Source organism: Rhizobium sp. CFBP 13644, assembly GCF_014842165.1.
GTDB lineage: Bacteria > Pseudomonadota > Alphaproteobacteria > Rhizobiales > Rhizobiaceae > Agrobacterium > Agrobacterium tumefaciens_C.
In genome coordinates, this window is the sequence record NZ_JACYVF010000006.1 from 160817 (window position 1) to 184282 (window position 23466).

The window sequence follows — 23466 nt, forward strand, 5'->3', positions numbered from 1 at the left end:
CCAAATTCCTTTCGCGGGCTTGATGTCAGGCCTCAGGGTTGGGCAAAGGGCGGCCCATACGGGCTTCGATGCGCTGGTAGCGCCACAGACGGTGGTTCTGGTCGCCAACCTCGATCGTGCGGAACAGATTGCAGGCAGCGACAACCGCATCGCGATCCGGGAAATCGCAGAGCATGTAGCAGGTCCATGGGAAACCGGTGGGCGAGGTGCCGACCATCGTCTGGTCATCATCGAACGTGCCGAGAATGGTCACGCCCGGCATTTTGGCGACGCTGGACATGAAGCTCTTCATGCCGGTCCAGACCATACCGGTCTGATCAAAGGGCAGGTCGAAGAAGTTTTGCAGAACAGCGATGCACAACAGCGTGCGGATCGGTTTTTGCTCGGTCATTTCAGTCTCATCCTTATTGTTAAAAAGCGTCCGACGTCGAAGGTTCAAGGAAATCCGGGCGGTGTTGGCTGATCCAGAAGAGCGGCACCCGCCACCTGCCAGCTGCCAGCACCAATGAAGGCATGCTGGGCAACGCCTGCCGCGTCGATCATGTAGCGTCCAAGCGGATGGCCGGTGTTGATGGATTCGGAACCGCCAAGAACAAAGGCAATGCGCGCCACTTCCGCGCCATCCTGCGCAGCCTTGGAGGCAACCTGGCGCAGGCGAATATGCGTTGGTCGATCAACCGCACCATTGGAAAGCATCTGCTCCCAGCCCTGCTCTATCGTCTCATAAAAGGCCGAGCGCGCGCCGAGCAGCATGGCTTCGGCATGGGCAAAACTGGTCTGGACGTAACCGCGTGATGCGGGGCTTGGCGCTCCCGTCACCGATGTGCGGCCGATGGCGTCATCGCGCAGCCAATCCAGTGCAGCCCGGGCCGTGCCAAGCGCCACGGCTGCCAGAACCTGCGCAGCCAGCGCCATAGCCGGATAGTGGAAGATCGGATCATCCAGCGTGGGTTTGCCACCGCGAATGAAGGTCCAGTCTTCCGAGACGACAACCTTTTCGGCTGAGACATCATGGCTGCCGGTGCCCCGAAGCCCGATCGTGTCCCATGTTTCGATGACCATGACGTCCTCACGCCGCATGATGGCCGTTCGCGGCAAGGGTGTCGTTTCACCCTCGATCTTGATGCCAGCGCCGACGATTGACGCACCCATGACGCCGGAAACCCACGGCCAGCGCCCCGACACTTCCAGACCACCGGCGACACGCCGCGCTGCCTGGGGCGGGAACATACCGCCGGCAAATACGGTGTTGGGGTCGCGGCCATAGATCGCCGCATAGGTTTCAGGTGGCAGCGACGCCAGATAGGTCGCCGAGACGCCGAAGCTTGCGACCCAGCCAGCGGATGCATCGGCCCAGCTGATCTGCTCGATGAGCCGACAGAACTGAGCTGGCGACAACGCATCCCCGCCGAAGCGGGCAGGCACGAAGGCGCGGTAGACGCCGACGTCCTGAAACTTCCGCACGATATCGATCGGGATATGGCGCAGCGATTGAAATTCTTCGCGCCGTTGCCGGATCTCAAGAACGAGGCTTTCCAACGTCTCTGACGGCTTGGCAGGCTTAGTGCAATCCATGGCTATTTGTCCTCTTGGAAAGGGTTACATCATGTCCGCGAACCAGCGGCCGACAGCGCACACATATTCATCGCGCCCCTTGGGGCCGATCAGCTGATAGCCGACAGGCAGGCCCAGCGATGTGAGCGCGGGAACAACAAGGGCCGGGTGGCCAGAAAGATTGAAGGGTCGCAGGTAGCGCGTGATGGACAATATATGGGAGGGGTCTCGGGCCGCCTGCAGGGTGGGCGGCACACAGGGCAGCGCTGGCGTCAGAATAATATCATAGCTCGAAAACACGGCATCGACTTCGGCGGTAAACCGCTCGCGCACGCCTTCAGCCCAGGCAACATCCGCATCGGAGACCCCAGCGGCTGCCGTCAATCTGGCACGGATATCCTCACCAAGCCCATCGGGCCGCGCCAGCAGGTGCCCGAAGGCGAGATAGGTTTCGCGCGCGATGAGCACCATTCCAGCCTTGAACGCATCATCAAGAGAGGGAAGATCAATATAATCAGGAGCGAAATCATGGGCGATGAAGGGTACGGCCAGCGCCTCCATGACAGGCTGGTCAAAGTTCGTGCGCAAACGCGCCAGCCGGGGTGCTTTCTCAAGACAGATCGTCTCGAAGCTCGGATCGATCGCCCGCATGGCTTTCTCGATCATCGATGCGTCACGCGCCAATGGACCTATGCAATCCAGCGAGCTTTGCTCAGGCGATGCGCCGCGGCGGCTGATGCGGCCAAAGGTGGGCTTGAAACCGAAGACACCGCAACAGATTGCTGGCTGACGCACGGAGCCGCCGGTATCGGTACCAACAGCAAAATCCACCAACTCTTCGGCAACAGCAACCGCGCAGCCGGAGGATGAGCCACCGGGAATAAGCTTCGGCCATTTGGGATTGACGGGTGTGCCGAGATGGGCGTTAAAGCCCGTCATGCCATAGGCCAGTTCATGCATGTTGGCTTTGCCAACGATGCGACAGCCAGACGCGAGGAGACTATCGACCACTGCCGCGTTTTCACGTGCTGGCTGTGCATTCGCAAAAGCGGCAGAGCCGCATCCTGTCGGCAAGCCGGCAATGTCGAGACAATCCTTGACCGCGACCGTCGGACCATTGGCATGGCCGAGCGCCAGCGCGGTCACCAACGCTGGTGACTTCGATTGCTGAGGCATCATACTGTTCCCTTTGCGGACTTTGCCCGCTCGATTGATCGCTGCCTGTCGGCAACGTCACCGTGTTTTTGTTGTCTTGTCCTCTATCCAGTGGTGGCCCTGAAGCGCGGTTTGCGCCGCTCGGCCATCGCTGGATCTTCTCCTCTGTCCGAACCATCAGGCCCGGCATGCCCAACAAATAACAGGAATATTCCCGTAATTTTATTGCTAAGTTTGCAAAACAGTTTTCCCTGCGCGGCTTTCCGCCCGGCAGGGCCGCTAACCAACGGAGAAGGAAGATCAAATCGGCATAGGGTCAGGACACTGGAATAATTTACGTGAATATTACCGCTTGACCGGGAGGCCTGCCGACTTAGCATCTGCGCCATCTTGTCTGCCGGGCGGGCGCGTTTCGCGAATGGCCGATAGACAAAGCTTGAAGCCAGAAACGGGAGCCACCGAATGCCGACATCAGAAGAGACCATTGCAGCCCTGACCCGCCGCCTTGAAAGGCTGGAAGCGGAATCCGAAATCCGCCGCCTGGAAGCGCGCTACATGTTTCTGTGCGATACCCCAAACCCTGAATTCGGCGTGGAGAACGACGCTCAGCGCATCGAGCTGATCCTTGATCTCTATACGGAAGACGCTGTGTGGGAAGGCGTTGGCGAATACTACACCAACCAGTTTGGCCGCGTGGAAGGCAAGCCTGCTTTGCGCAAGCATTTCGAAAACTTCTGGGGAAGCCGGCAGGAGCCGCTCCTTATCCTCAACTGTCACTACCTGACATCGGAACAGATCCACGTGCATGAGGATGGCAAGACCGCCGATGCGCAATGGGTGCACATGCAGCCCTGGCTGTTTTCGGATGGCAAGGCACTGCTGCGGTCCTCGCGCCTCAACAACGCCTTCCGCAAGGAGCCGGACGGCCAGTGGAAACTCACACGCACGCGTACGGAAAACGTCTTCGTTGCGCCTCTGCCAGCCACATGGGCTTCCGATTACCCGAGCCGCTCGGTGCTGATGAAGCCTTGATACAGGTTTGAAATCCCGTTGCACGGCACCGGGCTTGCCATGAGAGGCAGACCCGGTGCCGTGTCAGCAAACGGTGCGCGGATGCTCAAACAGGTATTATGTAATCAACCTGATGGCGAGCGATCCGCACGCCCTCCAGCCGATCCCGTACCGCCAGATGCGCGGGGTGCTGACCATAGGCCTGCAGGGCATCCATGCTTTCGAATTCTGTTACCAACACAACGTCGCAGGCATAGGAGATGCCACTGACATCCGCGCCGACTTCGAGTTTCGTCATTCCCGGAACCTGGCCTCTCAGGCCCTCGAATTCCCGTATCACGCGGCTGATCGACACCAACTTTTCGTCCATGCCCTCACCAGCCACGTCCCACATTACGATGTGGCATATCCTGTTCGACATGGTCATACCTTCTGGCTTGCCACAACTCTCAGGCGAATTGTGCAGATTGAAAACAGATGGATGACCTTGTTTCATTTCATTGACCGACAATAAATCGGGGGATCGGAAAATCTCTATTGCACGATATGCAACAAGCCGAACCCTTCGAAGCCCGCCTATCCGGCCTTCGCAAAAACAAAGGAGTCCCCAATGCCCGCGACTGAAGCCTTCCTCGATCATGCTGCTTTCTACGTGCGCGATATCGCGCCGCACATCGTCTTTTTTCGCGATGTTCTGGGAATGACAGTGACGCAGCTGGATGGGCCAGCAGACAAGCCGCGCCAGGCCTGGCTGCTGGGTGGTATCCAGTTGATCGAGGATCCATCATTCAGCGGCACGGAAGGCCGGTTTGGCCATCTGGGTCTGATCTGCGCGGATGTTCCCGCTGCCATCGAAGCAGCACTTGGCCATGGCGCGCGCCAGACGAGCAAGGGTGCTCACTGGCTGGAGCTTCCAGATGGGCTTCTGATCGAGCTTTTGCCTGATAACAAGCAGGCCGTGCAGATCGCGCGGGGCCTTGATCCGAGGATCTAGGATCCTCGGCAATGGCGGATCAGTTGAACCGCTCTAGCGTGTAGGGAGAAGGATCGATAATGGGCGATGAGGCGGCCATGATCAGGTCGGCGGCAAGTTCTCCTGCCGCTGGCGCCGTGCCAAAGCCATGGCCGGAGAAACCCGAGGCGATTGTGAAGCCAGGAATTTTTGCAACGGGTGCCACGACCGGAAGTGAGTCCGGCGTGATATCCATCATGCCCGCCCAGACCTCCTCGACAACGGCATTTCTGAACACCGGCCAGGCCCGTGTCAGGTTCTCCATCGCCTCAGCATTCAAACCGGCATTGGCGGCAGGATCCATCGTTCGAACCTTTTCAAACGGGCTTTTGCTCTTAGCACTCCACCGCCGTGGCAAGGCTATATCGCGCAGAAAATCCTTGCCGAGACTGATGCGCAAGAGCTGACGTTGCCCCCGCAGCATGTGCATGTAGCGCATGCCGATCAACAGATGATCGAGAAGCAGGGGCGCACCCAGCGCGCCGCGTTGCGAGATGGTGTAGCCGCCATCCTGACGCTTACGGAAAGAGAAATCCGGTCCGCCGACGGCAATCTCCGTTGGCCCATCCATCGGCGCAGTGCGGATGACCGACAGGATGAGCGGCAGCGTTGGCAGGGATATGCCAAGATTGGCGAGGAATTTGCGTGACCAGAGGCCACCTGCGAGCAAAGCCTGATCGCAGCGGATTTCACCGCGTTCCGTCACAACGCCCGACACGCGTCCACCCGACAGGGACAGGGTTCGGACAGCGCAATTTTCGATGATGACCGCGCCTTTGCGCCTTGCAGCATTGGCAATGGCGCTTGCCGCAAGCGTCGGTTCGGCACGCCCGTCGGAGGCCGTGTAAATGCCGCCTGCCCATTGTCCGGCTCCGCCCGGCACAAGCCCATCGATATCATTCTGGCTGAGCAGACGGGAATCGAGAGAGAGCCCGGAAACATCGTTCAGCCACTTGCCGTGCATTTCCATCTCGCCCTCGGTGCGGGCCAGATACATGATGCCGGACTGACGATATCCGACATCCATGCCAACCCGTTCGGGCATGGTGGCCCATAGCCGGTCTGACTCAACCGACATCGGCACATCGGCAGGCGCGCGCCCCATCTTGCGGATCCAGCCCAGATTGCGGGACGATTGCTCCGCGCCGACCCGCCCCTTTTCCAGAACCGTCACGGGAATACCTCGCTCGGCAAGTGTCAGGGCCGCAGTCAGCCCGACGATTCCGCCGCCAATAACGACCACCGTGGTTTTGGCCGGCAGGGTAGCGTCGGTCTGTACCGGAAACATCACAGGAGCCATAGCGATAGCCTTTGTTCAAAGATCGAGGGTTACAAAATCTCGAGCGTCGTGGATGGGGCGGCGATAGCCCTTAAAGGGCGATAACCTTGGTTTCGGTTTCTGCCGTTCCCGCGCCGCGATAGGCCGTGACTTCGATCTCGACCTTATAGACGTTCGAGCCAAGCGGTGGGCATGTCACGGTGCTGGCCGGATCGACACCCCGAAACTTGTTGCCAACAATCGTCATGACAGCCTGGGTATCCGCAGGGTCCTGAATGAAGACACGCGACATCACCACATCGCGAAGATCGGCATCGACAGATTTGAGTGCCGCCTCGATATTGGAAAACACCTGCAATGTCTGCTCAGTAATATCCGACGGGATTTCCTTTGTCTGGGGATTGCGGCCAGCGGTGTTGGACACGAAGATCCAGTTGTCCAGCGCAACGAGGCGCGAATAGCTGCCGTGATCTTCGAACTTCGAGCCGGTCTTGATTTTAGTGACCTTGGTCATGGTCTTTCCTTTTCAATGATAAGAGGGGGCGGCGCCAGGCACCGCTGCCCCAGGACGATCAGCGCAGAACAGGCACATCCCACAGGTTCAGTTTGGTGCCGATGCCGTTTGCAATCGCGTTACGGTAAACGACGGTGCCCCAGGCAACGTCTTCGACGGGCATGCCGCCAACCGACATGATGATGATTTCATCATCGTTGGAGCGACCGGGGGCTTCGCCAGCCACGATCTTGCCGATGTCTTCAAGATCTTCCTTGGCCATCTTGCCTTCGGCAATCATGTCCATGAACTTCACGCCAATGATCGGCACATGAACGTGGGCGGGCTTGGGAAGTTCGTGGAACCAGGCTTCGTAAAGACCGGTATTGTCGACCACCTTGCGCACATCACGGGCTTCCATGGCCTCATCGATGTTGCAAAGGGCTGGCATGGCAAGGAAGGCACCGGGCTTCACCCATTCCCGCTTGACCATCGGATAGGTGGATGGATCGCCAACGGCACCGGAATTGCAGTAACTGACCAGATCGGAGCCACGCACCACGTCCTCGATCGTATCCACCACCTGAACCGTGGTGATCTGTGGATAGGTTTCGCTCACCCAGGCCAGGAAACTGTCGAGGCTCTTCTGCCCACGGCCCTTCACCTTGACGGTATCAATATCAGGGCAGGCCGAAATGAAGGCGCTAAGCGTGGTCTTGGCCATGACGCCTGGCCCGAGAATGCCGACAATTCTGGAATCCTTGCGGGCAAGATGACGCGCACCGACGCCAGGGATCGCGCCGGTGCGGTATGCCGACAACAGATTGGCCGACATGAATGCAAGCGGCGCGCCCGTATCGGCATTGTTCAGACAAAACATGAGGATGGACCGCGGAAGACCCTTTTCGCGGTTGGCAATGTTTGAGCCGTACCACTTCATTCCGGCGGTGCGGAAGCTGCCACCCAGATAGGCGGGCATGGCCATGAAACGACGGTCAGCGGTCGGCTTCGGCATATCTGGAAAGGGCGAGTTTTCAGGAAAGCTCACAGCGGCGCCGTGCGAGTCGTTATTCGGACCTGCCATGCGGTAATCACCATGATAAAGCAGCCCGAACATTTCCTCCATCGTGTCAACGCAGGCAGGCATGTCTGTGACACCGGCGCGGATCATGTCCTGCTCGGACAGGTAGATGAAGTCGATTTTGGTATCTTCGCTCATGAAACTGCTTCCTCGATGAATAATAGGCCGACGGCGGAACGCCGCTTCGGGTGTGATGCTGTGGTGATGTTCAGGACGAGGCCAACAGGATAACCGCCGCCGCAGTGATCAGGCAGAGCAAGGCATCCGGCTATGGCACTCGGCAATTACGAGTGTCTGGCGTTGCGCAAAAAGCGACCGGGCGACGGACGCCAACGGCGGAAATACGGTGGAAAATCTGTGCCCATGATGGCAATCAACATAATGAACCCCAGTTCATTTTTATAATTCTTGATCAGGGAAGATAGACAACCTTCCTCACAGGGACATTGCATAAGGTGCCATTTATTTGATATATCACGCCATGGGTGATGTCGTGGGAGGCTGGTTTGGCGAGGCGAGACAATGAGCTGAGGCCCGTCACCTATATCCGCGTTTCCGCCGTGATGCCCTTGATCAAAAAGCTGAAGGTTCACCGCGATGTCATGCCATCGCTTCTATCCCGGCACGATGTTTCAGCCGCAGAACTGAGCGATCCCTACGCGATCATTCCGCTCCATCGCTTCGTCGCTTTGCTGGAGGATGCAGCTCTCCTTCTGGACGATCCGTTTCTGGGGGCAAATTTCGGCGGGGATTTCAAGGCGGCGGATATCGGCCCAATGGGCATTTTGTTCTCGCTGGCGCCATCGATCCGCGCAAGCTTCGACAGGATCAGCCACTATCTGAACTCGCTGCAGAATGCGACGACGTCGGTTCTGGTCGATGAGGGGGAGCGCCTCGTCTGGAGCTACAGAATTACAGACAAGACGATCTGGCCGCGCCGACAGGATGCCGAATACACACTCTCGGCGACCTGCCACCTTGCAAGATCCTGCTTCAGCGCACGCTGGGCTCCGCTTGAGGTTCACTTCGAACATGACGAGCCAGACAATGTAGAGCGGCTGCGCAAGCTGATCCGCGCACCGCTGCTGTTTCGCCAATCCAGCAATCGCATCATTTTCGATGCCCAGAAGGCGGACAAAATCTACCGGGAAGAGGATAAGGCATTAACCGCCCTTATCGAAAGGCAGCTCGGAGACCTTCTGGATCAGGCGCCGCGCGAGATTGATCCGGTCGCGCAGGTCAAGAAACTGCTGGAGCTCTACATCGGCCGCCGGCCGATCACGCTTCGCTTCCTTGCAGAAGAAATGGGGCTGTCCCAGCGCACATTGCAGCGGCACCTGAAAGCGGAAGGAAAAAGCCTGACCGAGTTGACGCGCCTGCACCGCGAAGACCTTGCGGCAAGGCTTCTTGCCGCAAAGAAGACCAAGCTGGCCGACGTGGCGCTGGCGCTGGGTTATACCGATGGCGCGACGTTTTCCCGCGCTTTCAAACTGTGGAACGGCACGCCGCCATCCAAGGCTTCACGCAGCTTGGCCAAAAAGACGTAAGGCGATGACAACGCCATCGCCCGTCCTCTGACGCATTTCGACATGCCCGGCGGACGCTCTAATGCCCACCCAGATAGATCGAAACAAGTCTGGGATCGTCCATCAGACCTTTCGCCTCGCCCTGCTGCACGATTTCGCCCGTTTCCAGCACGTAACCCGTGTCGGCCAGTTGGAGAGCGGCCTTGGCGTTCTGCTCCACCAGAAGAACTGACAAGCCCTGCCCGCGCATCACACCGATCTTGGCGAAGATCTCATGCACGATCAGGGGAGCCAGTCCAAGGCTTGGCTCGTCCAGAATGAGCAGCTTCGGCTTCGACATCAGCGCCCGGCCCAAGGCGAGCATCTGGCGCTCGCCGCCCGACAATGTGCCGGCCTCCTGTTGTCTTCTCTGTTTCAGCCGGGGAAAGAGCTCGTAGATGACTTCAAGCTCTGCCTTCACCGTCTGTCGCTGATAGACACTATAGGCACCCAGAACGAGATTGTCCCTGACGCTCATCTCGGCAAAGAGTTCGCGCTTCTCAGGAACAAGGCAGATGCCCAATTCGACACGTTCCTCGACGGACAGGCGGCCGATGGGTTGCCCGTTGAAGCTGATCGTACCGAGCGACGGCATCATGCCCATGATGGCGGACATCATGGTGGTCTTGCCCGCGCCGTTGGGGCCGATGACTGTTGCCACCTCCCCTTGCCGGACCTTGAAGGACACACCGCGAACGGCCTCGACTTTTCCGTAGGAAACGTGGAGATCGTCGATTTGAAGCAGAATAGTCACGCGACACCTCCCAGATAGGCTTCCTGAACGCGCGGGTCGTTGCGGATCATCTCAGGCGTGCCCTCGCTGATCCGCTGTCCGAAATCCATCACAACGATCCTGTCGACCAGCGACATTACGAAGTCCATGTCGTGCTCGACAATCAGGATGGTGAGGTTGCTCTCGTCGCGCAGCGACCGCAACAGATCAGCAAGCGCCATCTTCTCCTGTCGCCGCAGACCGGCAGCAGGTTCATCAAGCACAAGAAGAACAGGATCCGAGGCGAGCGCGCGGGCAATTTCCAGCACACGCTGGCTTCCCAATGGAAGGTTACCAGCCAGTTCAAAAGGCTTGTCGCCAAGCCCGACACGATGAAGCTCCTGCAGCGCACGGTGCCGAACGATAGCCTCTTCCGCCCTGTTCAAGCGCAAAAACGCGGAAAACAGCCCACTGCGGGTACGGGGATAGGCACCCACCATGACGTTTTCTAGAAGCGTCATCTTGGGCCGCAGCTTCACGTGCTGGAAGGTGCGACCGATGCCAGCGCGCGCAATCGTGCTCTGCCTGCTGCGGGCGATATCAAGCTCACCAAAGCTGATGCGCCCTGACGAAAGCGCAAGTGCACCCGTCAGCAGGTTGAACATGGTGCTTTTGCCAGCGCCATTCGGTCCGATGAGTGCCAGGATTTCGCCAGCCTTCACGTCGAAACTGACTTTGTTGACGGCGACGAGGCCGCCGAAATGACGCTCCGCTTCCTCGACCCGCAAAAGCAGGCTGCCTTTTTCGGGCCTTTGTCGTTCCGGCAGATCGGCAGCCTTTTCGGGCAAGGGCGGACGAGCGCGAGGCAGCAGCGGTGCGAGAACAGGAACGAGCCCCTGCCGGGAATATTGCAGGAAGAGGATGAAAAGAACCCCGAAGGCTACCGTCTCCAGCTGCCCGGCACCGCTGACGAAGTAATGGAGATAATCCTGTATGCCGTTCTTCAACAATGTAACGATGGCTGCGCCAATAATGCCGCCCAGCGGGCTGCCCGCCCCACCGACCATAGCCATCATCAGATATTCGATCCCCATCAGGGGCTCGAAGGGCGCGGGGCTAACGAACCGGCTCATATGCGCGTAGAGCCAACCGGAGATCGCAGCCAGTGCGGCGGCGATGACGAAGCAGCTGATTTTGACGCGGAAGGGATCGATCCCCAGGCTCTCCACCAGAGTATTGCCACCGCGCAACATCCGCATCGCACGTCCCGCGCGGGAATCGAGCAGATTGTAGACCAAGAGAAGCGCAAGGCCGACAATCACCCAGATCAGGTAGAAGATCTGGCCGCTGCTGACCAGCGGATATCCGCCAAGACTGATGGGCGGAATGTTGGCAAGTCCGTTGTGCTTGCCCAGGGTCTCCAGATTGCCGAACAGGAAGCCGATGGCAAGCCCCCAGGCAATGGTGCTGAGAGACAGGAAATGCCCCTTCAGCCGCAATGTCATGGCGCCGAGAATAAAGGCACAGAGGCATGTCAGCACAAGCCCGGCTGCAAGACCCAGCCAGGCCGAGCCACCGGCTGCCGTCGTGACCCATGCGGACGTATAGGCGGCGACGCCGACGAAGGCGGCCTGCCCGAAGGACACAATGCCCGCAACCCCTGTGAGCAGGGACAGCCCGATGGCGACAAGCGCATAGATGCCGATATAGTTCAGAAGCGTGATGGTGAAAGGGTCAAAGACCAGCGGTGCAAAGCCCAAGCATATCAATCCGATAGCAAGGCCGCTCAAGAGATAGGTGCGGTTCATTCTTCGTCATGCTCCTCGCTATGGGCAGTCTTGAAGGACCGGAAAACCAGAATCGGGATCAGCAGGGAGAACACGATCACATCGCGGAAAGAGCTGTCATAGAAGGACGAGAAGCTTTCCAGAATGCCGACGAACAGGCTGCCGACGAGAGTGCCGGGGTAACTGACCATGCCGCCGATAATGGCTCCGACGAAGGCGCGAAGGCCGAGCAGGAAGCCTGAATCGTAAAAGATCGTGTTTACCGGCGCGATGAGGATGCCCGATACACCGGCCATCAGCGATCCGACGATATAGGCAATGGCACCTGACCTCTCCGGGCGGATGCCCATCAGCCGTGCGCCTGTTCTGTTGATCGCCGTTGCCCGCAGCGATTTGCCGACAAGGGTAAACTCGAAGAACAGATAGAGAAGAAGGCTGAAAACGACCGCCGCCATCATGATGAGGATGGCCTGCCCGGTAACGACGACATTGCCCACGAAGAAAATCTCTTCCGTCAGCGGTTGCGTGCGCACGCCTTCTGCACCGAAGAACAGAAGCCCAATGCCGACAAGCGCGAAATGGAGCGCCATCGATACGATCAGCAAAAGAAGAACCGAGCCATCAGCAATAGGCCGATAGACAATCCGGTCCAGCAGGGGCGCAATCGGAACGATGAGGATGAGGGTAAAGACGATGCGCAGCGCCATCGAGCTCTGATAGAGCGGTGCGGAAAGCCAGACGAGGCCCATGAGAGAAAGCGGCAGCACAAGATAGAAAAGTGCCGCGCGCCAGAGCTGGTGGAGCCGCTTCGTGCGGGCAAGGCTCGTCAGTTCAAGCGCAAAGGCAAGGCACGCCAATATCGCAACAAGCCCGATCGTGCCGGGTTGGCGGTTTGATTCCAGCGCCGCCAGCGTAAGCGCGGAAAAGGCGGCGATGTCGCCGAAGGGAATAAAGACCACGCGTGTGACGGTAAAAATCAGGACTGTTCCAATGGCGATCAGAATATAGACCGCACCAGAAGACAGCCCGTCGACAGCGAGGATCGAGGCGGTATCGAAATCCATCAAAGGCTCTCCAAGCGGAAGGTTCGCCCACCCCGATGACGGGGCGGGCACCAAGTCGGGCGCCGGGCTCGTGGCGCTTGGCAGGTATCAGGGTTCGTATTTCCAGGCGCCATCCACCAGCTTGACGACCACAAGCGAGCGATCGTCCACGCCGTAGAAATTGCCCTTCCTGAAATTGTAGACACCATGCACGCCAGCCACTTCCGTGGAGGTCAGGATCGCATCCTTGAGGGCAACGCGAAACTCGGCGGTGCCTGGCTTGTTTGTCTTCAGCGCCTGTTCTGCGGCATTCAGAAAGACCATCCAGGCATCGAAACCATAGGCGGAAAAATTGTCCCGCGTGGAAGAGCCATTGGCTTTTTCATAGGCTGCACGAAAGGCCAAAGACAGTTTTTTGGCGTAATGGTCATCAGGCAACTGCTCGGCAACGACTACAGGGCCGATGGTGACCTTGACGCCCTCGACAGCCTTGCCGCCAACGCGAATGAAATCATCGCTGACGACGGGCGCAAGCCCGTAAATGCCGCCCTTATAGCCGCGTTTGGCCAGTTCCAGCGGCGGAAGGGCAGCCTGCGTGGCCGAAGACCCCAGAAGGATCGCATCAGGCTTGCGGGCCATGATCTTCAGCACCTGCCCCGTTACTGACGTATCAGTGCGGGCGTACCGCTCATCGCCCACAAGCGTAATCTTGCCCGCGGTTTCGGCAGCCTTTGCGCCGGCCAGGCACAGGTCCCCCCACGCATCGGAAAAGCCGATGAGCGCCACATTGTTGCGATTGTCGCGCTTGATGCGGTCTGCGATGACGCTCGCCATCAGCATTGCGGGCTGGGGCAGAACGACGCCCCACTGATCATCGCCCGCCTGCAGGCTGACGGGGGCGACGGCCAGCATCGGAACCTTGAGTTCTTTTGCAACGGTCATCACGGCAGAAGACGATGGCGCGGTCGCGGCCCCGATGACCAGATCGACCTTTTCTTCCTCGATGAGCTTGCGGGCATTGCGTGCCGCTGCCGAGGGATCTGTCCCGTCATCAAGTTCGATCACGGTGATCTTTTCGCCGCCGATCTCGCCCTTATAGGTCTGGGCCGCCTTGATGCCCTTGGAATAGGGAATACCGATGGCGGCACCATTGCCGCTGAGGGAGGTGATGAAACCGATCTTGATCTCTGCGTTCGCCCCCGACGAAAACGCAATCCCGGCCATTAAAACCGTTGAAAACAGACTTGGACGCATATTGTGTTCCCCTTATTGTATCGCAGTTTTCTGCGTTTACGATGCCTGGGCCGTTTCCTATTCACCGCTTGACGTCATCCAGGATGGCTAACCGTCCTTGATCCCGGTGGACGACGAAAAGCGGCAACGGACCGGCGATATCGCCGACAGCCCCAGTCAAATGACAATGTGTCACTGACGGCAGCTTGGCACCGTTGTTGCGTCGTATGAATAAGCGTGCAGGGAAAAGAGATTTGCCCGGTCTGCAAAACTGGCCAATGACTTGGTCGCTTCGAGGGGGCTACCGAAGCCTTTAGGCTCCGGTAGCACGACAAGGGGCTGGGTATGAAAAGCTTAATGCCCTCCGGTTTCAGGAACACCTCAACTCGGTGTCTCCATGAAACCGGTAGTAGGGCTATGCGGCGTAAAAGGCGTCAGTTACACATCTCAAAAATGGTAATTGAGGCCGACGCGCAGGCTGTGGGTCTTCAGCGTATTACTCGCTTCGCGGCCAATGGGTACATTCGCCCCACCTTGGATGTTCTGACTGGCGCGTTCAAAGTCGAATTTCTTGTCGGGGTGATAGCCGAATAAATACTCCGTTCGCAACGAAAGCCTGTCGCTGAAAGCGAACTCCAAGCCGCCACCAAGAACCATACCGGGTCGGATCTTCTCTTCGGTTTCCGAAAAGTAAGGTCTCGTCTCAGAGCCAATTTGACGATACTGGGTTCTTTTTTGCTTTTCTTGCACCAAGCCAACACCACCGGTGCCATAGAGGAGGGTCCTGCCGAACGACTGCCCAAGACGCACACGCCCTGATGTTTCAGCACCATAACTCTGGTGGTATTCTGCCTGTAAAGCCTGGGTAAACGCGGACACCGGCATCGCCTGCTCTCCTCGAGCGCGTGTAAAACCCCCGTCAACTTCAAAGCCCAAAACCGTACCGTTACCAAACTGGTGATTATAACCGGCGTGCAATCCACCCAGAATGGAATTGGCGTCGCGGTCAGTCTTTTCGGAAGCCGCGATGGCACTGCTCACGCCACCGGCAGCGGTCGTGTCTCCATTTGCCGAAAAGTGCTTTCCGCCCCAATCCGCACCGACATAAAAGCCGGTCCAGTTGCCGTCGAAACTGCCCATGGCAGGAGCGGCATCGTCTGACCGCGATGCAACGAGGTTGCGCGCATCTGCAGAGAGGACGGCTTCCCGATTGCCATCACCAAACCGGCTTACAAAGTTGACCCGTATCGTCCGGCCCGGAGAGGGAAGAAGAGCCACTTCCTTTCCAAGGCTAAGCGTATCGACATAATATTTGTCGAATAAATTATCGACTGTGAATGACAGCGTTGCAGTGTCTGACACGCGATAGCTTCCAAACAGGTCAACAAGCTCATAGCCCGGTTCAGTTTCAATATGCGTGTAGCGCGCGCCAAGTGAGAGCTTTTCATCGAAGAAACGGCCACCAATCGTGGCAGAGAAGCTCCGCTTTGGCGGAATATGCTCCTTGAAAAAGGCATAGCTGGTCTTCGGCATACCATCATAGCATAGGGCAGCAGACGCTGGTGACCTTGCGTAGCAACTTTCGATTTCGGTGTATTCGGTACCGCTCAAAGAGCCATAAAACCGTCCCGCATCATAGCTCGCCGATATTTCGACGCCCTGAGTCGAGACCCGTGGAATGTTGCTCATGACGAGCATATCGGTCGAATACCCGGCTGATGTCGTCAATTTCTCACTTCCAAGCGTGATATAATTGGTCACATCGTTTCTGAACCAACCGGCTTTGGCCTGAAAAAGATCGTCTGGTGTGAAGATGCCGTACTTCTGTAAATTCACACCAACTTCAGTGTTGTGGGCGTGTTCAGGCAAGAGATTTGTGTATGGGTTGACCGAGCTGGAAAATCCTTGTGTACCTTCAAAAGAGCTCGCTGCTCGCAGAGCCTCGGCATAACGACCATAAAACTGGATACCCTTTACCGGCTCCACCAATGCGGAGAATGAAGGCGCCCATCCAGAAGCCTCGTCACGATTGAGCCGTCCTTCCTGTACCCAGCTTATGCCCGGATTTTCGTCCTGAACGGTCGAGTCGATATGCCGGAGGCCTGCGGTCAATGTGACCCACTGCTCAGGTTTGTACTCAACGTTTCCGAAGTAACTATCCTGCCTGCGCCAACCCGCCCTCGTATTGTCCCAAGCCCTCCCGGGATATTGAGCATTTAAGGAATTCCAGGATTTCGATTTGCCGAAATCTTCCTGATCATGCGCGAAACCATAACTGACAGCCAGATCCCCGGCATCGCCGGAAAATCTTGACGTGTTGAACACCGTAAGGCCCCATCGCTCGGAAAGAGTGGCTGCGAACATGTCATCATTATACAGTTGGCCTGCCCAAACAGTCCGGACGGGATCAACATTGAAACTGTCAACATTCGTCGCCCAAAGATCGGCGCGCAGATCGATCAACGGATTTTCGGGCTTGTATCTGTAACGCGCCGTATAGGTGTCGACTTCAACCTCAGAGGTGGTCTGGTAAGCAGTGTCAGCCCACATCAGCTGTGACGGCTTCATTTCGCCGAACAGACTCTCATAGCGCATAAAGGAGAGGTCGAGCGTGTGGTTTTCGTTTGGCCGCAGGACCGTTTTCACCATATGGGATGTATTATCCATCGACGTATTCGTGACCTGCTCACCATACGTAAAAGGGTGCGCTCCACCTTTCCAACCACTTGGGTTTATCCCGCTTTCTCCTGCGAAATAATTCCCGTTATCGCGTTCCGCGCGCCCGACAATAATGTCAATCATCTCTGAACGATACGCGGCGGTAACGGAGCCATTCTTTCCCCTTAGATCAAAGGGATCAGGCCTATTATAGTTACGGACGGCTGGCTCGCTGCCGCCTATTGTGGCCGCTTCAGGAGGGCTTGCCGAATTGCCGGAAAGCCCTCCTCTTACGACAACACCCCATGTTCCACCGGGCGCAATGATGTCCCCGGCGTTGAGCGTGCGCGCACGCACGATACCACCGATGGCGCCTGTTCCGTCCGCAGCTGCACTCGGCCCCTTTTCAATGCTCACGCCACCGATGAAATCCGGGTCGACATATGTTCGTCCGGCCATACCCGCATAGCCGCGATAGACCGTGCTTTCCTGCAATGCCCCGTCAATCACCACCGGAGAACGGCCCTGTCCCTGCATGCCGCGAATATTGACGTCGAGCGCACCCGAGTTTCGATTTTCACCGTTCAACACGCCGGGAATTCCCGTCAGCATGTCGCCCGGAGAAGAGCCGCGAAAACGCTGGATATTTTCCTGAGAGATATATCCCGATGTTCCCGCACCCTGATAGGTTCCAGCCTCAAGCTCAGCGTCCGTTGGCACCGTACCACCACGCGCGCCACTGATGGTGATGGTCTCGAGGACTGTTGAGCCATCGGAACCCACATTGGCGGCGCTGACTTGTGGCTTGGAGATCGTCACCGATCCTTCACTGGTAAAGCTGTAGGAAAGGTCGCTCCCGGCCAATAGGCGCGCCAGCGCACTTTCCTTGGTAAAACGACCTTTCAACGCAGGTGCAGATTTATCTTTTGCAAGCGCTGCGGAATAGGCAATCTTGATGTTGCTGGCACGGGCAAATGCGTTGAGGGATCGAGCAAGAGCCTGTGCGGGAATGTCGAATGAAATCTGTGCCGACGTTGTGCTCTTCTGTTCCTGAGCATGCGCGATCGATGTTGCTGTGGGCGGAATGATGGCCGTGGATGCCACCAGAAATCCTCTCAACCACTGCGTCCTAGGTCTTATTCTCATAATAGTCCCCTATCCATATTCAGACGGGACCTTCGTCGTCACACAATTCTTGCGCCCGTCATATGGTAAGACCGGACGAGATGGAAAAAACCTCAATGAAATATGATAAAACTACTCATAATAAACTAACCCATTGAAATTAAAGTTATATAATTGCCTATGTGGCGAACGCGAATAGGCAGGCCGGCTTCAAGAGCGTCGAGAGATCCGAGTGGATCCTTGAGATCCAGCACCGTATTGATGGTCATGGATTGAAGCGAGGAATCCGTGATGAGGATCACGCCCGAGTGCCACTTGGACAAAGCCGCAACCACCTCCGAGAGTGAGCGTCCTTCGGCGACATATTTGCCATCAAGCCACGCCGACGTGATCGACACATCCTGCGCAACGACAGCACCGATTTTCCCCGACGGATCGATTGCCACTTTTTGCCCAGCCTCGATCTGAATTGAAGAGCTGAGACCGGATTTGATGCGCACGGCGTTTTCAACCACGGCGACCTCAACGCCGATATCAGCTTGTTCGAGAGAAACGTCAAAGGCTGTTCCGAGAGCCGTCACCGAAACATCTCCAGCGATCACCTCAAACGGCCTGTTTAAATCCGCAGCAACCTCGAAATAGGCTTGGCCGGTTCGCAACACCACTTTTCGAAGGGCACCTTCAAAATAGACGTCAATCGCAGAGCAGGCATTGAGGGATACCCTCGATCCATCTGGCAGTTCGACGGTACGAGACGAGGCCGTTGACGTCGCGTAGTCCGCAGACAACCGATTGACAACTCCGGAAGACCAAACAGCATGCCCGACGCCGACAGCAGTTCCCAAACCTGCACAGCCCAGCAAAAATTGCCTTCGCGAAACGCTTTTCTTCCCGCGTTCCAGTTTGATGAATCCGCTTGATGCCTCTACCTGTAAGTGAGACATGCTGTCCCACAGCGCCTGCGCCTCAACTGCGGCCCGCTTATGGGCAAGGCTTGTCGCACACCATTCCGCATGGCGGTTCCAGTCGTCCTTGACCGCTGTGCCAGAGTGAAGCCGCACGATCCAAAGCAAAGCTTCATCGGATAGGGTCGTGCCGACATCGGGATCAGGAGACATAGGCGCCACCGATTTTGTTTGACTGCTGGCTGGGTGAGATGTTGGATTTTTAGACATATTTCTCATTTGCCAGCTGCTCAGCTTACCAGATTTCGGCAATGCAGCAGGGCGCGGACAATATGCTTTTCCACCATGCTGACTGAGATTCCGAGTTTTTGTGCTATTTCACGGTGGGTTCGCCCCTCCAGCTTGTTCAGCACAAAAGCTTTCCGGCATGGGGATGGCAATTCGTTGAGCGAGATGGCGATGATCGCAAGCTGCCTGCGCAGTTCATATTGCCGAAAAGTATCATCAGCCACATCGGCATCGGTCAATGAGTCAACATCCACGCGATATTTTCGCTCACGATATTCGCGGGTCGCGAAGTCGATGGCCGCATTTCGGGTGGCGGTGAACAGGTAGGTTTTCGGGTGCAGTATGGGAGTTTCCGCTGTGCGAGCGCAGAGCTTTACCCAGGCATTCTGAACAATTTCCTCACCATTGTCACGGCTACCAACGAGGCGTGTGGCAAATCTGACAGCATCATAATGATGACGTCGGAACAAGCTGGTGAGCCAGCTATTGAATGAGTATGCCATCGTTTACCTTACACGGATGTGCCGCATACCGGCATCTGAGGTCGTGTTCTTTGGAGACCATCCGCCAGGAAAACAGCCGCGGATAAAACCTTCCTCTTTTTCTCATCTTTTTTTATTCTGTCAAGATGCTCGTATCTGGAAAACAACGGCATCTGTCGTCGCATTGTCAAAACACGCCACACAGTCATGCATGAGGAACGGGCCGACGGGTTCACCGTATAAGGGGAATGATATGGCGGCTGGCAAGCAGCAGCGTGTTTTGCTCGGCCAGCGACCCTGTTATGGGCCTATCTGGCTGCCATGCTGGCGACAAGATCACTGAATCGTTCGCCCTGAACGCCCACATGCCCTCTCAGCAGGTTGCGCGCTTGATCTCCATCTCCGGCAAAGATGGCGTCTACGACAGCACAATGCTCCGCAAAGGATGTTGAGAGGCGGTTGCGAACGCGAAGCTGGAGACGGCGGTGTGGGCGCAGCCGACGGTGCAGTTGCAGACATTGCTCTTCCAGAAAGGCGCTGCGGCCCGCTGCGTAGATCGCTTTGTGGAATTCTTCATTGTCGTAATAATAGGCGTCGCTGTCTCCGGCAGAGGCCGATTGCCTGCACTTTTCATGGTTCGCGGTGATCGCCTGCCGCGAGCTTGCGTCCAGCCGCCGCGCGGCAAGCGACCCGGCAAGACCTTCCAGCTCGGCCATGACCTCGAACATTTCGTAGACCCGGTGCGGGCCCGGATCGATGACAATGGCGCCGCGCCTTGGCCTGATCTCGATGAGGCCGATTGCATCGAGCTGCATGAGCGCCTCGCGAACGGGCGTGCGCGAGACACCGAAACGGGTTGCCAGCACGGTCTCGTCGAGACGTTCGCCCGGCTTGAACTCGTTGGAAAGAATAGAATTTTCGATCTCGTCGCGAAGCCAGCGGCCGGTATTCTCTGACATCAGACTGCTTCCTTCATACGTAAATGCTATTCTTGTATACACGATTGCATAATTCGTGTACGAGAAACCTGTTGCTATATACTACCCGTGGAACCGGGGCGTGGGAAGTGCCACTGCCCGGCTGGCGATAGAGGAAATTTTCTATGTCTGAGGCTTCCTTCTTTACCGACATGTTGCAAAGCATCACGGATCGCGGTCGCCAGCTGCTTTTTTCCGGCTCGCGTGCAAACCGCGCTCCTGCGGAACTCGATCTTCAGACACTCTGCGAGATGTTGCTGTCGAGCCGCGGCGAGGCATCGGGCATGGCGCTGGCCGCCGAAATTCTGGACCGCTGGGCGGCACTGGATGAAGAAGGCATACAAAGCTTTTTCCAGATGCTGCATGAAAAATTCGGCCCCGAGGCAGGCGCTCTGGAAAAGGCAATCGAGACGTATCAATCCGACAAGAGCTCGGCCTCGATCATTGCGCTCCATCAAGCAGCAGAGTCACGCCGTCAGGAGCTTCTCCGCCGGCTGAACCACGCGCCCAACGGCACCGCACGCCTTGTGCAGATGCGCCAGCAACTTCTCAGCGCAAAAGACCAGTCCGAGGGATACCGTGCCCTCGACGCCGATTTCACGCATCTGTTCGGCTCCTGGTTCAATCGCGGCTTCCTGACCTTGAGGCCCATTGACTGGTCAACACCTGCCTATATCCTTGAAAAAATTATCAAATATGAGGCCGTCCACGAGATAGCAGGGTGGGAAGAGCTACGCCGCCGTCTGGCGCCCGCCGACCGCCGCTGCTTTGCATTCTTCCACCCTCGCCTCGTCGATGAACCCCTGGTTTTTGTCGAGGTCGCGCTCACCCGGTCCGTGCCCCGCGCCATCGCCGATGTGCTGGATGAGGGTCGCGAGCATATCCGCGCGGACGAGGCAACGACGGCGGTCTTCTATTCGATTTCCAACTGTCAGGATGGATTGCGTGGCATTTCATTCGGCAATTTCCTGATCAAGCAGGTGGTGGATGATCTGCGCAAGGACCTGCCGGGCCTGAAGAATTTCGTGACGCTGTCTCCTGTGCCGGGCTTTGCCCGATGGCTATCGAAACTGCGCGCAGAAACGGCGCAGCCTGCCCTGCCCGAAACAGTCCGCAAGACCCTGACGGTGATGGATGAACTCGGTTGGGACGAAAACGCAGTAGCCACCGCAGAGGTGGAGCGCGTGCTTTTGCCGCTTGCCGCGCGTTACTTCCTTACCGAGCGCACGCCAGAGGGCCGCCCCGTCGACCCGGTTGCCCGTTTCCATCTGGGCAATGGAGCGCGGCTCGAACAGTTGAATTTCCTTGGAGACCGCTCCACCAAGGCCATGCAACAGGCCCATGGGCTGATGGTCAACTATCTCTACAAGCTGGACGATATTATCGCAAACCATGAAGCCATGGCGCAACGCGGCGAAGTGATTGCTTCGACCGACGTCAAAGGCTTTCTCAATCACATCGAAGACGGTCGGACGAAGGCCAGCCAACAAGGGCCTTTCGCCCAGATCATGAACTCAACGCTTGGAGGAGCGCGCAAGTGAGCAACCATCTATTCGACGCAATCAGATCTGCGGCGCAGGAAGACGCATCTTTCATTCGCGTCGGCAAAGACCACACATGGACCTATGGTGACGCGATTGCCCTGTCGGGCCGTTTTGCCAGCGCAATGGACAGATTGGGAATTCAACCCGGCGACCGGGTGGCCGTGCAGGTGGAAAAGAGTGCCGAGGCGCTCATCCTTTATCTCGCCTGTGTGCGGGCCGGTGCGGTCTATCTGCCACTCAACACCGCCTATACGCTGGCCGAGCTCGATTATTTCATCGGCGATGCGGAGCCACGGCTTGTGGTCGTCGCCTCTGCCGCCCGCGATGGCGTCGAGACCATTGCCAAAAAATATGGCGCGATGGTCGAAACGCTGGACGCCGATGGAAGCGGTTCGCTGCTCGATCTGGCACGCGATGCGCCCGCCGACTTTGCCGATACTCCGCGCGGTCGCGATGATCTGGCTGCCATCCTCTACACATCGGGCACCACAGGGCGGTCCAAGGGCGCGATGCTGACCCATGACAACCTCTTGTCCAATGCGCTGACCTTGAAGGACGTCTGGCGCGTCACGGCAGACGATCGGCTGATCCATGCCTTGCCAATCTTTCACACCCACGGCCTCTTCGTCGCCACCAATGTGACGCTGCTTTCAGGCGCATCCATGCATCTGCTGACGAAGTTCGATCCGGAAGAGGTTCTGTCGCTGATGCCGCATTCCACTCTGATGATGGGTGTGCCAACCTTCTACGTCCGACTTTTGCAGAGCCCGCACCTGAACAAGGACGCTGTCTCCAATATTCGCCTGTTCATCTCCGGTTCGGCGCCATTGCTTGCCGAAACCCATAATGAGTTCCACGCCCGCACCGGACACGCGATCCTGGAACGCTACGGCATGACCGAAACCAACATGAACACCTCCAACCCCTATGATGGCAAGCGTATCGCCGGAACGGTCGGTTTCCCCCTGCCCGGTGTCAGCGTGCGCGTAACCGACCCTGCAACCGGAACCGAGCTGCCCACCGGCGAAACCGGCATGATCGAGATTAAGGGGCCGAATGTTTTCAAGGGCTACTGGCGCATGCCGGAAAAGACCGCAGCCGAGTTCACAGCCGACGGCTTCTTCATCAGTGGTGACCTGGGAAAGATCGATGCCGAGGGGTATGTGCACATCATCGGACGCGGCAAGGACCTCGTCATTTCAGGTGGCTACAACATTTACCCCAAAGAGGTCGAAGGCGAAATTGATGCGATCGACGGTGTTGTCGAGAGCGCTGTGATTGGCGTCCCACACCCCGATTTTGGGGAAGGCGTCACGGCCATCGTAGTTCGCCAACCCGGCGCGACGGTAGATGAAAAAGCGATTATCGGTGCATTGAGTGACCGTCTTGCCCGCTACAAACAGCCCAAACGCGTTGTTTTCGTCGATGACCTGCCGCGAAACACCATGGGTAAAGTCCAGAAGAACGTGCTCCGGCAAAACTATGCAGAGCTTTACGCCAAAGGCTGAGGAGCAAGGCGTTCAGCATGATGAGCACATGAAACCGTCTATCTAATTTCAAAA

General features: G+C 57.5%; 20 protein-coding genes and 1 pseudogene. 5 read left to right on the forward strand and 16 right to left on the reverse strand.

The features are described from left to right. Positions 1 to 25: 25 nt before the first annotated feature. The 3 genes from IFT53_RS16060 to IFT53_RS16070 are packed head-to-tail and all read right to left on the reverse strand — an operon-like array spanning position 26 to position 2733. On the reverse strand, positions 26 to 391 hold the full coding sequence (locus IFT53_RS16060) for a hypothetical protein (protein ID WP_192066105.1): 366 nt from the start codon (positions 389 to 391) through the stop codon (positions 26 to 28). Between the two features lie 44 nt (positions 392 to 435). Then, a complete protein-coding gene (locus tag IFT53_RS16065) occupies positions 436 to 1575 on the reverse strand; it encodes an acyl-CoA dehydrogenase family protein (RefSeq protein ID WP_192066103.1) in 1140 nt (379 codons plus the stop codon). A 24-nt stretch (positions 1576 to 1599) separates the two neighbouring features. Then, positions 1600 to 2733 (reverse strand): amidase, encoded by a 1134-nt coding sequence (locus IFT53_RS16070; protein WP_192066102.1) that lies wholly within the window; start codon positions 2731 to 2733, stop codon positions 1600 to 1602. Between the two features lie 438 nt (positions 2734 to 3171). Here IFT53_RS16070 and IFT53_RS16075 point away from each other — a divergent pair, with 438 nt between their 5' ends. Next, on the forward strand, positions 3172 to 3741 hold the full coding sequence (locus tag IFT53_RS16075) for a nuclear transport factor 2 family protein (protein WP_042616840.1): 570 nt from the start codon (positions 3172 to 3174) through the stop codon (positions 3739 to 3741). 85 nt (positions 3742 to 3826) lie between these two features. Here IFT53_RS16075 and IFT53_RS16080 read toward each other — a convergent pair whose 3' ends face one another. Beyond that, positions 3827 to 4141: a Dabb family protein gene (locus tag IFT53_RS16080; protein WP_192066100.1), complete on the reverse strand. Its 315-nt coding sequence runs from the start codon at positions 4139 to 4141 to the stop codon at positions 3827 to 3829. Between the two features lie 189 nt (positions 4142 to 4330). On the opposite strand from IFT53_RS16080, the gene IFT53_RS16085 reads away from it, so the two are divergent. Beyond that, on the forward strand, positions 4331 to 4714 hold the full coding sequence (locus IFT53_RS16085; protein WP_192066098.1) for a VOC family protein: 384 nt from the start codon (positions 4331 to 4333) through the stop codon (positions 4712 to 4714). Positions 4715 to 4733: 19 nt separating this feature from the next. Here IFT53_RS16085 and IFT53_RS16090 read toward each other — a convergent pair whose 3' ends face one another. The 3 genes from IFT53_RS16090 to IFT53_RS16100 all read right to left on the reverse strand — a co-directional run bounded on the left by IFT53_RS16090 (position 4734) and on the right by IFT53_RS16100 (position 7723). After that, entirely contained in the window at positions 4734 to 6032 is a 1299-nt protein-coding gene (locus tag IFT53_RS16090) for an NAD(P)/FAD-dependent oxidoreductase (protein ID WP_192066097.1), read from the reverse strand. 70 nt (positions 6033 to 6102) lie between these two features. Next, positions 6103 to 6525 (reverse strand): RidA family protein, encoded by a 423-nt coding sequence (locus IFT53_RS16095; RefSeq protein ID WP_192066095.1) that lies wholly within the window; start codon positions 6523 to 6525, stop codon positions 6103 to 6105. Between the two features lie 58 nt (positions 6526 to 6583). Then, positions 6584 to 7723, reverse strand: coding sequence for a tyramine oxidase subunit B (locus IFT53_RS16100; protein WP_042616836.1), 1140 nt, complete (start codon positions 7721 to 7723; stop codon positions 6584 to 6586). Between the two features lie 368 nt (positions 7724 to 8091). On the opposite strand from IFT53_RS16100, the gene IFT53_RS16105 reads away from it, so the two are divergent. Continuing rightward, positions 8092 to 9132, forward strand: coding sequence for an AraC family transcriptional regulator (locus tag IFT53_RS16105; protein ID WP_192066094.1), 1041 nt, complete (start codon positions 8092 to 8094; stop codon positions 9130 to 9132). Between the two features lie 58 nt (positions 9133 to 9190). Here IFT53_RS16105 and IFT53_RS16110 read toward each other — a convergent pair whose 3' ends face one another. From IFT53_RS16110 to IFT53_RS16145, 9 genes and pseudogenes are all read right to left on the reverse strand, one after another. Then, positions 9191 to 9904: an ATP-binding cassette domain-containing protein gene (locus tag IFT53_RS16110; protein WP_192066092.1), complete on the reverse strand. Its 714-nt coding sequence runs from the start codon at positions 9902 to 9904 to the stop codon at positions 9191 to 9193. After that, positions 9901 to 11670 (reverse strand): branched-chain amino acid ABC transporter ATP-binding protein/permease, encoded by a 1770-nt coding sequence (locus IFT53_RS16115; protein ID WP_192066091.1) that lies wholly within the window; start codon positions 11668 to 11670, stop codon positions 9901 to 9903. Before IFT53_RS16115 ends, IFT53_RS16110 begins: the two co-directional genes overlap by 4 nt. After that, positions 11667 to 12713 carry a branched-chain amino acid ABC transporter permease gene (locus IFT53_RS16120; RefSeq protein WP_192066089.1) on the reverse strand — a complete coding sequence of 349 codons (1047 nt, stop codon included), beginning with the start codon at positions 12711 to 12713 and terminating at the stop codon, positions 11667 to 11669. Before IFT53_RS16120 ends, IFT53_RS16115 begins: the two co-directional genes overlap by 4 nt. Positions 12714 to 12800: 87 nt before the next feature. After that, the gene (locus IFT53_RS16125) at positions 12801 to 13946 is read right to left on the reverse strand and encodes an ABC transporter substrate-binding protein (RefSeq protein ID WP_192066087.1); all 1146 of its coding nucleotides are present in this window, start codon (positions 13944 to 13946) and stop codon (positions 12801 to 12803) included. Between the two features lie 426 nt (positions 13947 to 14372). Continuing rightward, a complete protein-coding gene (locus IFT53_RS16130; protein ID WP_192066085.1) occupies positions 14373 to 17366 on the reverse strand; it encodes a TonB-dependent receptor domain-containing protein in 2994 nt (997 codons plus the stop codon). Positions 17367 to 17399: 33 nt separating this feature from the next. Beyond that, positions 17400 to 17729, reverse strand: a pseudogene (locus tag IFT53_RS24155) (STN domain-containing protein); the annotation flags it as partial. 125 nt (positions 17730 to 17854) lie between these two features. After that, positions 17855 to 18826: a FecR family protein gene (locus IFT53_RS16135; protein ID WP_192066084.1), complete on the reverse strand. Its 972-nt coding sequence runs from the start codon at positions 18824 to 18826 to the stop codon at positions 17855 to 17857. 77 nt (positions 18827 to 18903) lie between these two features. Continuing rightward, entirely contained in the window at positions 18904 to 19404 is a 501-nt protein-coding gene (locus IFT53_RS16140) for a sigma-70 family RNA polymerase sigma factor (protein WP_192066082.1), read from the reverse strand. Positions 19405 to 19691: 287 nt separating this feature from the next. Further along, on the reverse strand, positions 19692 to 20342 hold the full coding sequence (locus IFT53_RS16145) for a GntR family transcriptional regulator (RefSeq protein ID WP_192066080.1): 651 nt from the start codon (positions 20340 to 20342) through the stop codon (positions 19692 to 19694). Positions 20343 to 20485: 143 nt separating this feature from the next. Between IFT53_RS16145 and IFT53_RS16150 the strand changes: the two genes are divergently transcribed. Further along, complete coding sequence (locus tag IFT53_RS16150; RefSeq protein WP_192066079.1) at positions 20486 to 21901, forward strand: malonyl-CoA decarboxylase; 1416 nt, start codon at positions 20486 to 20488, stop codon at positions 21899 to 21901. Continuing rightward, positions 21898 to 23412, forward strand: a complete 1515-nt coding sequence (locus tag IFT53_RS16155; protein ID WP_192066078.1) for an AMP-binding protein — start codon at positions 21898 to 21900, stop codon at positions 23410 to 23412. The genes IFT53_RS16150 and IFT53_RS16155 overlap by 4 nt, the downstream gene beginning before the upstream one ends. The last annotated feature ends 54 nt before the right edge of the window (positions 23413 to 23466 follow it).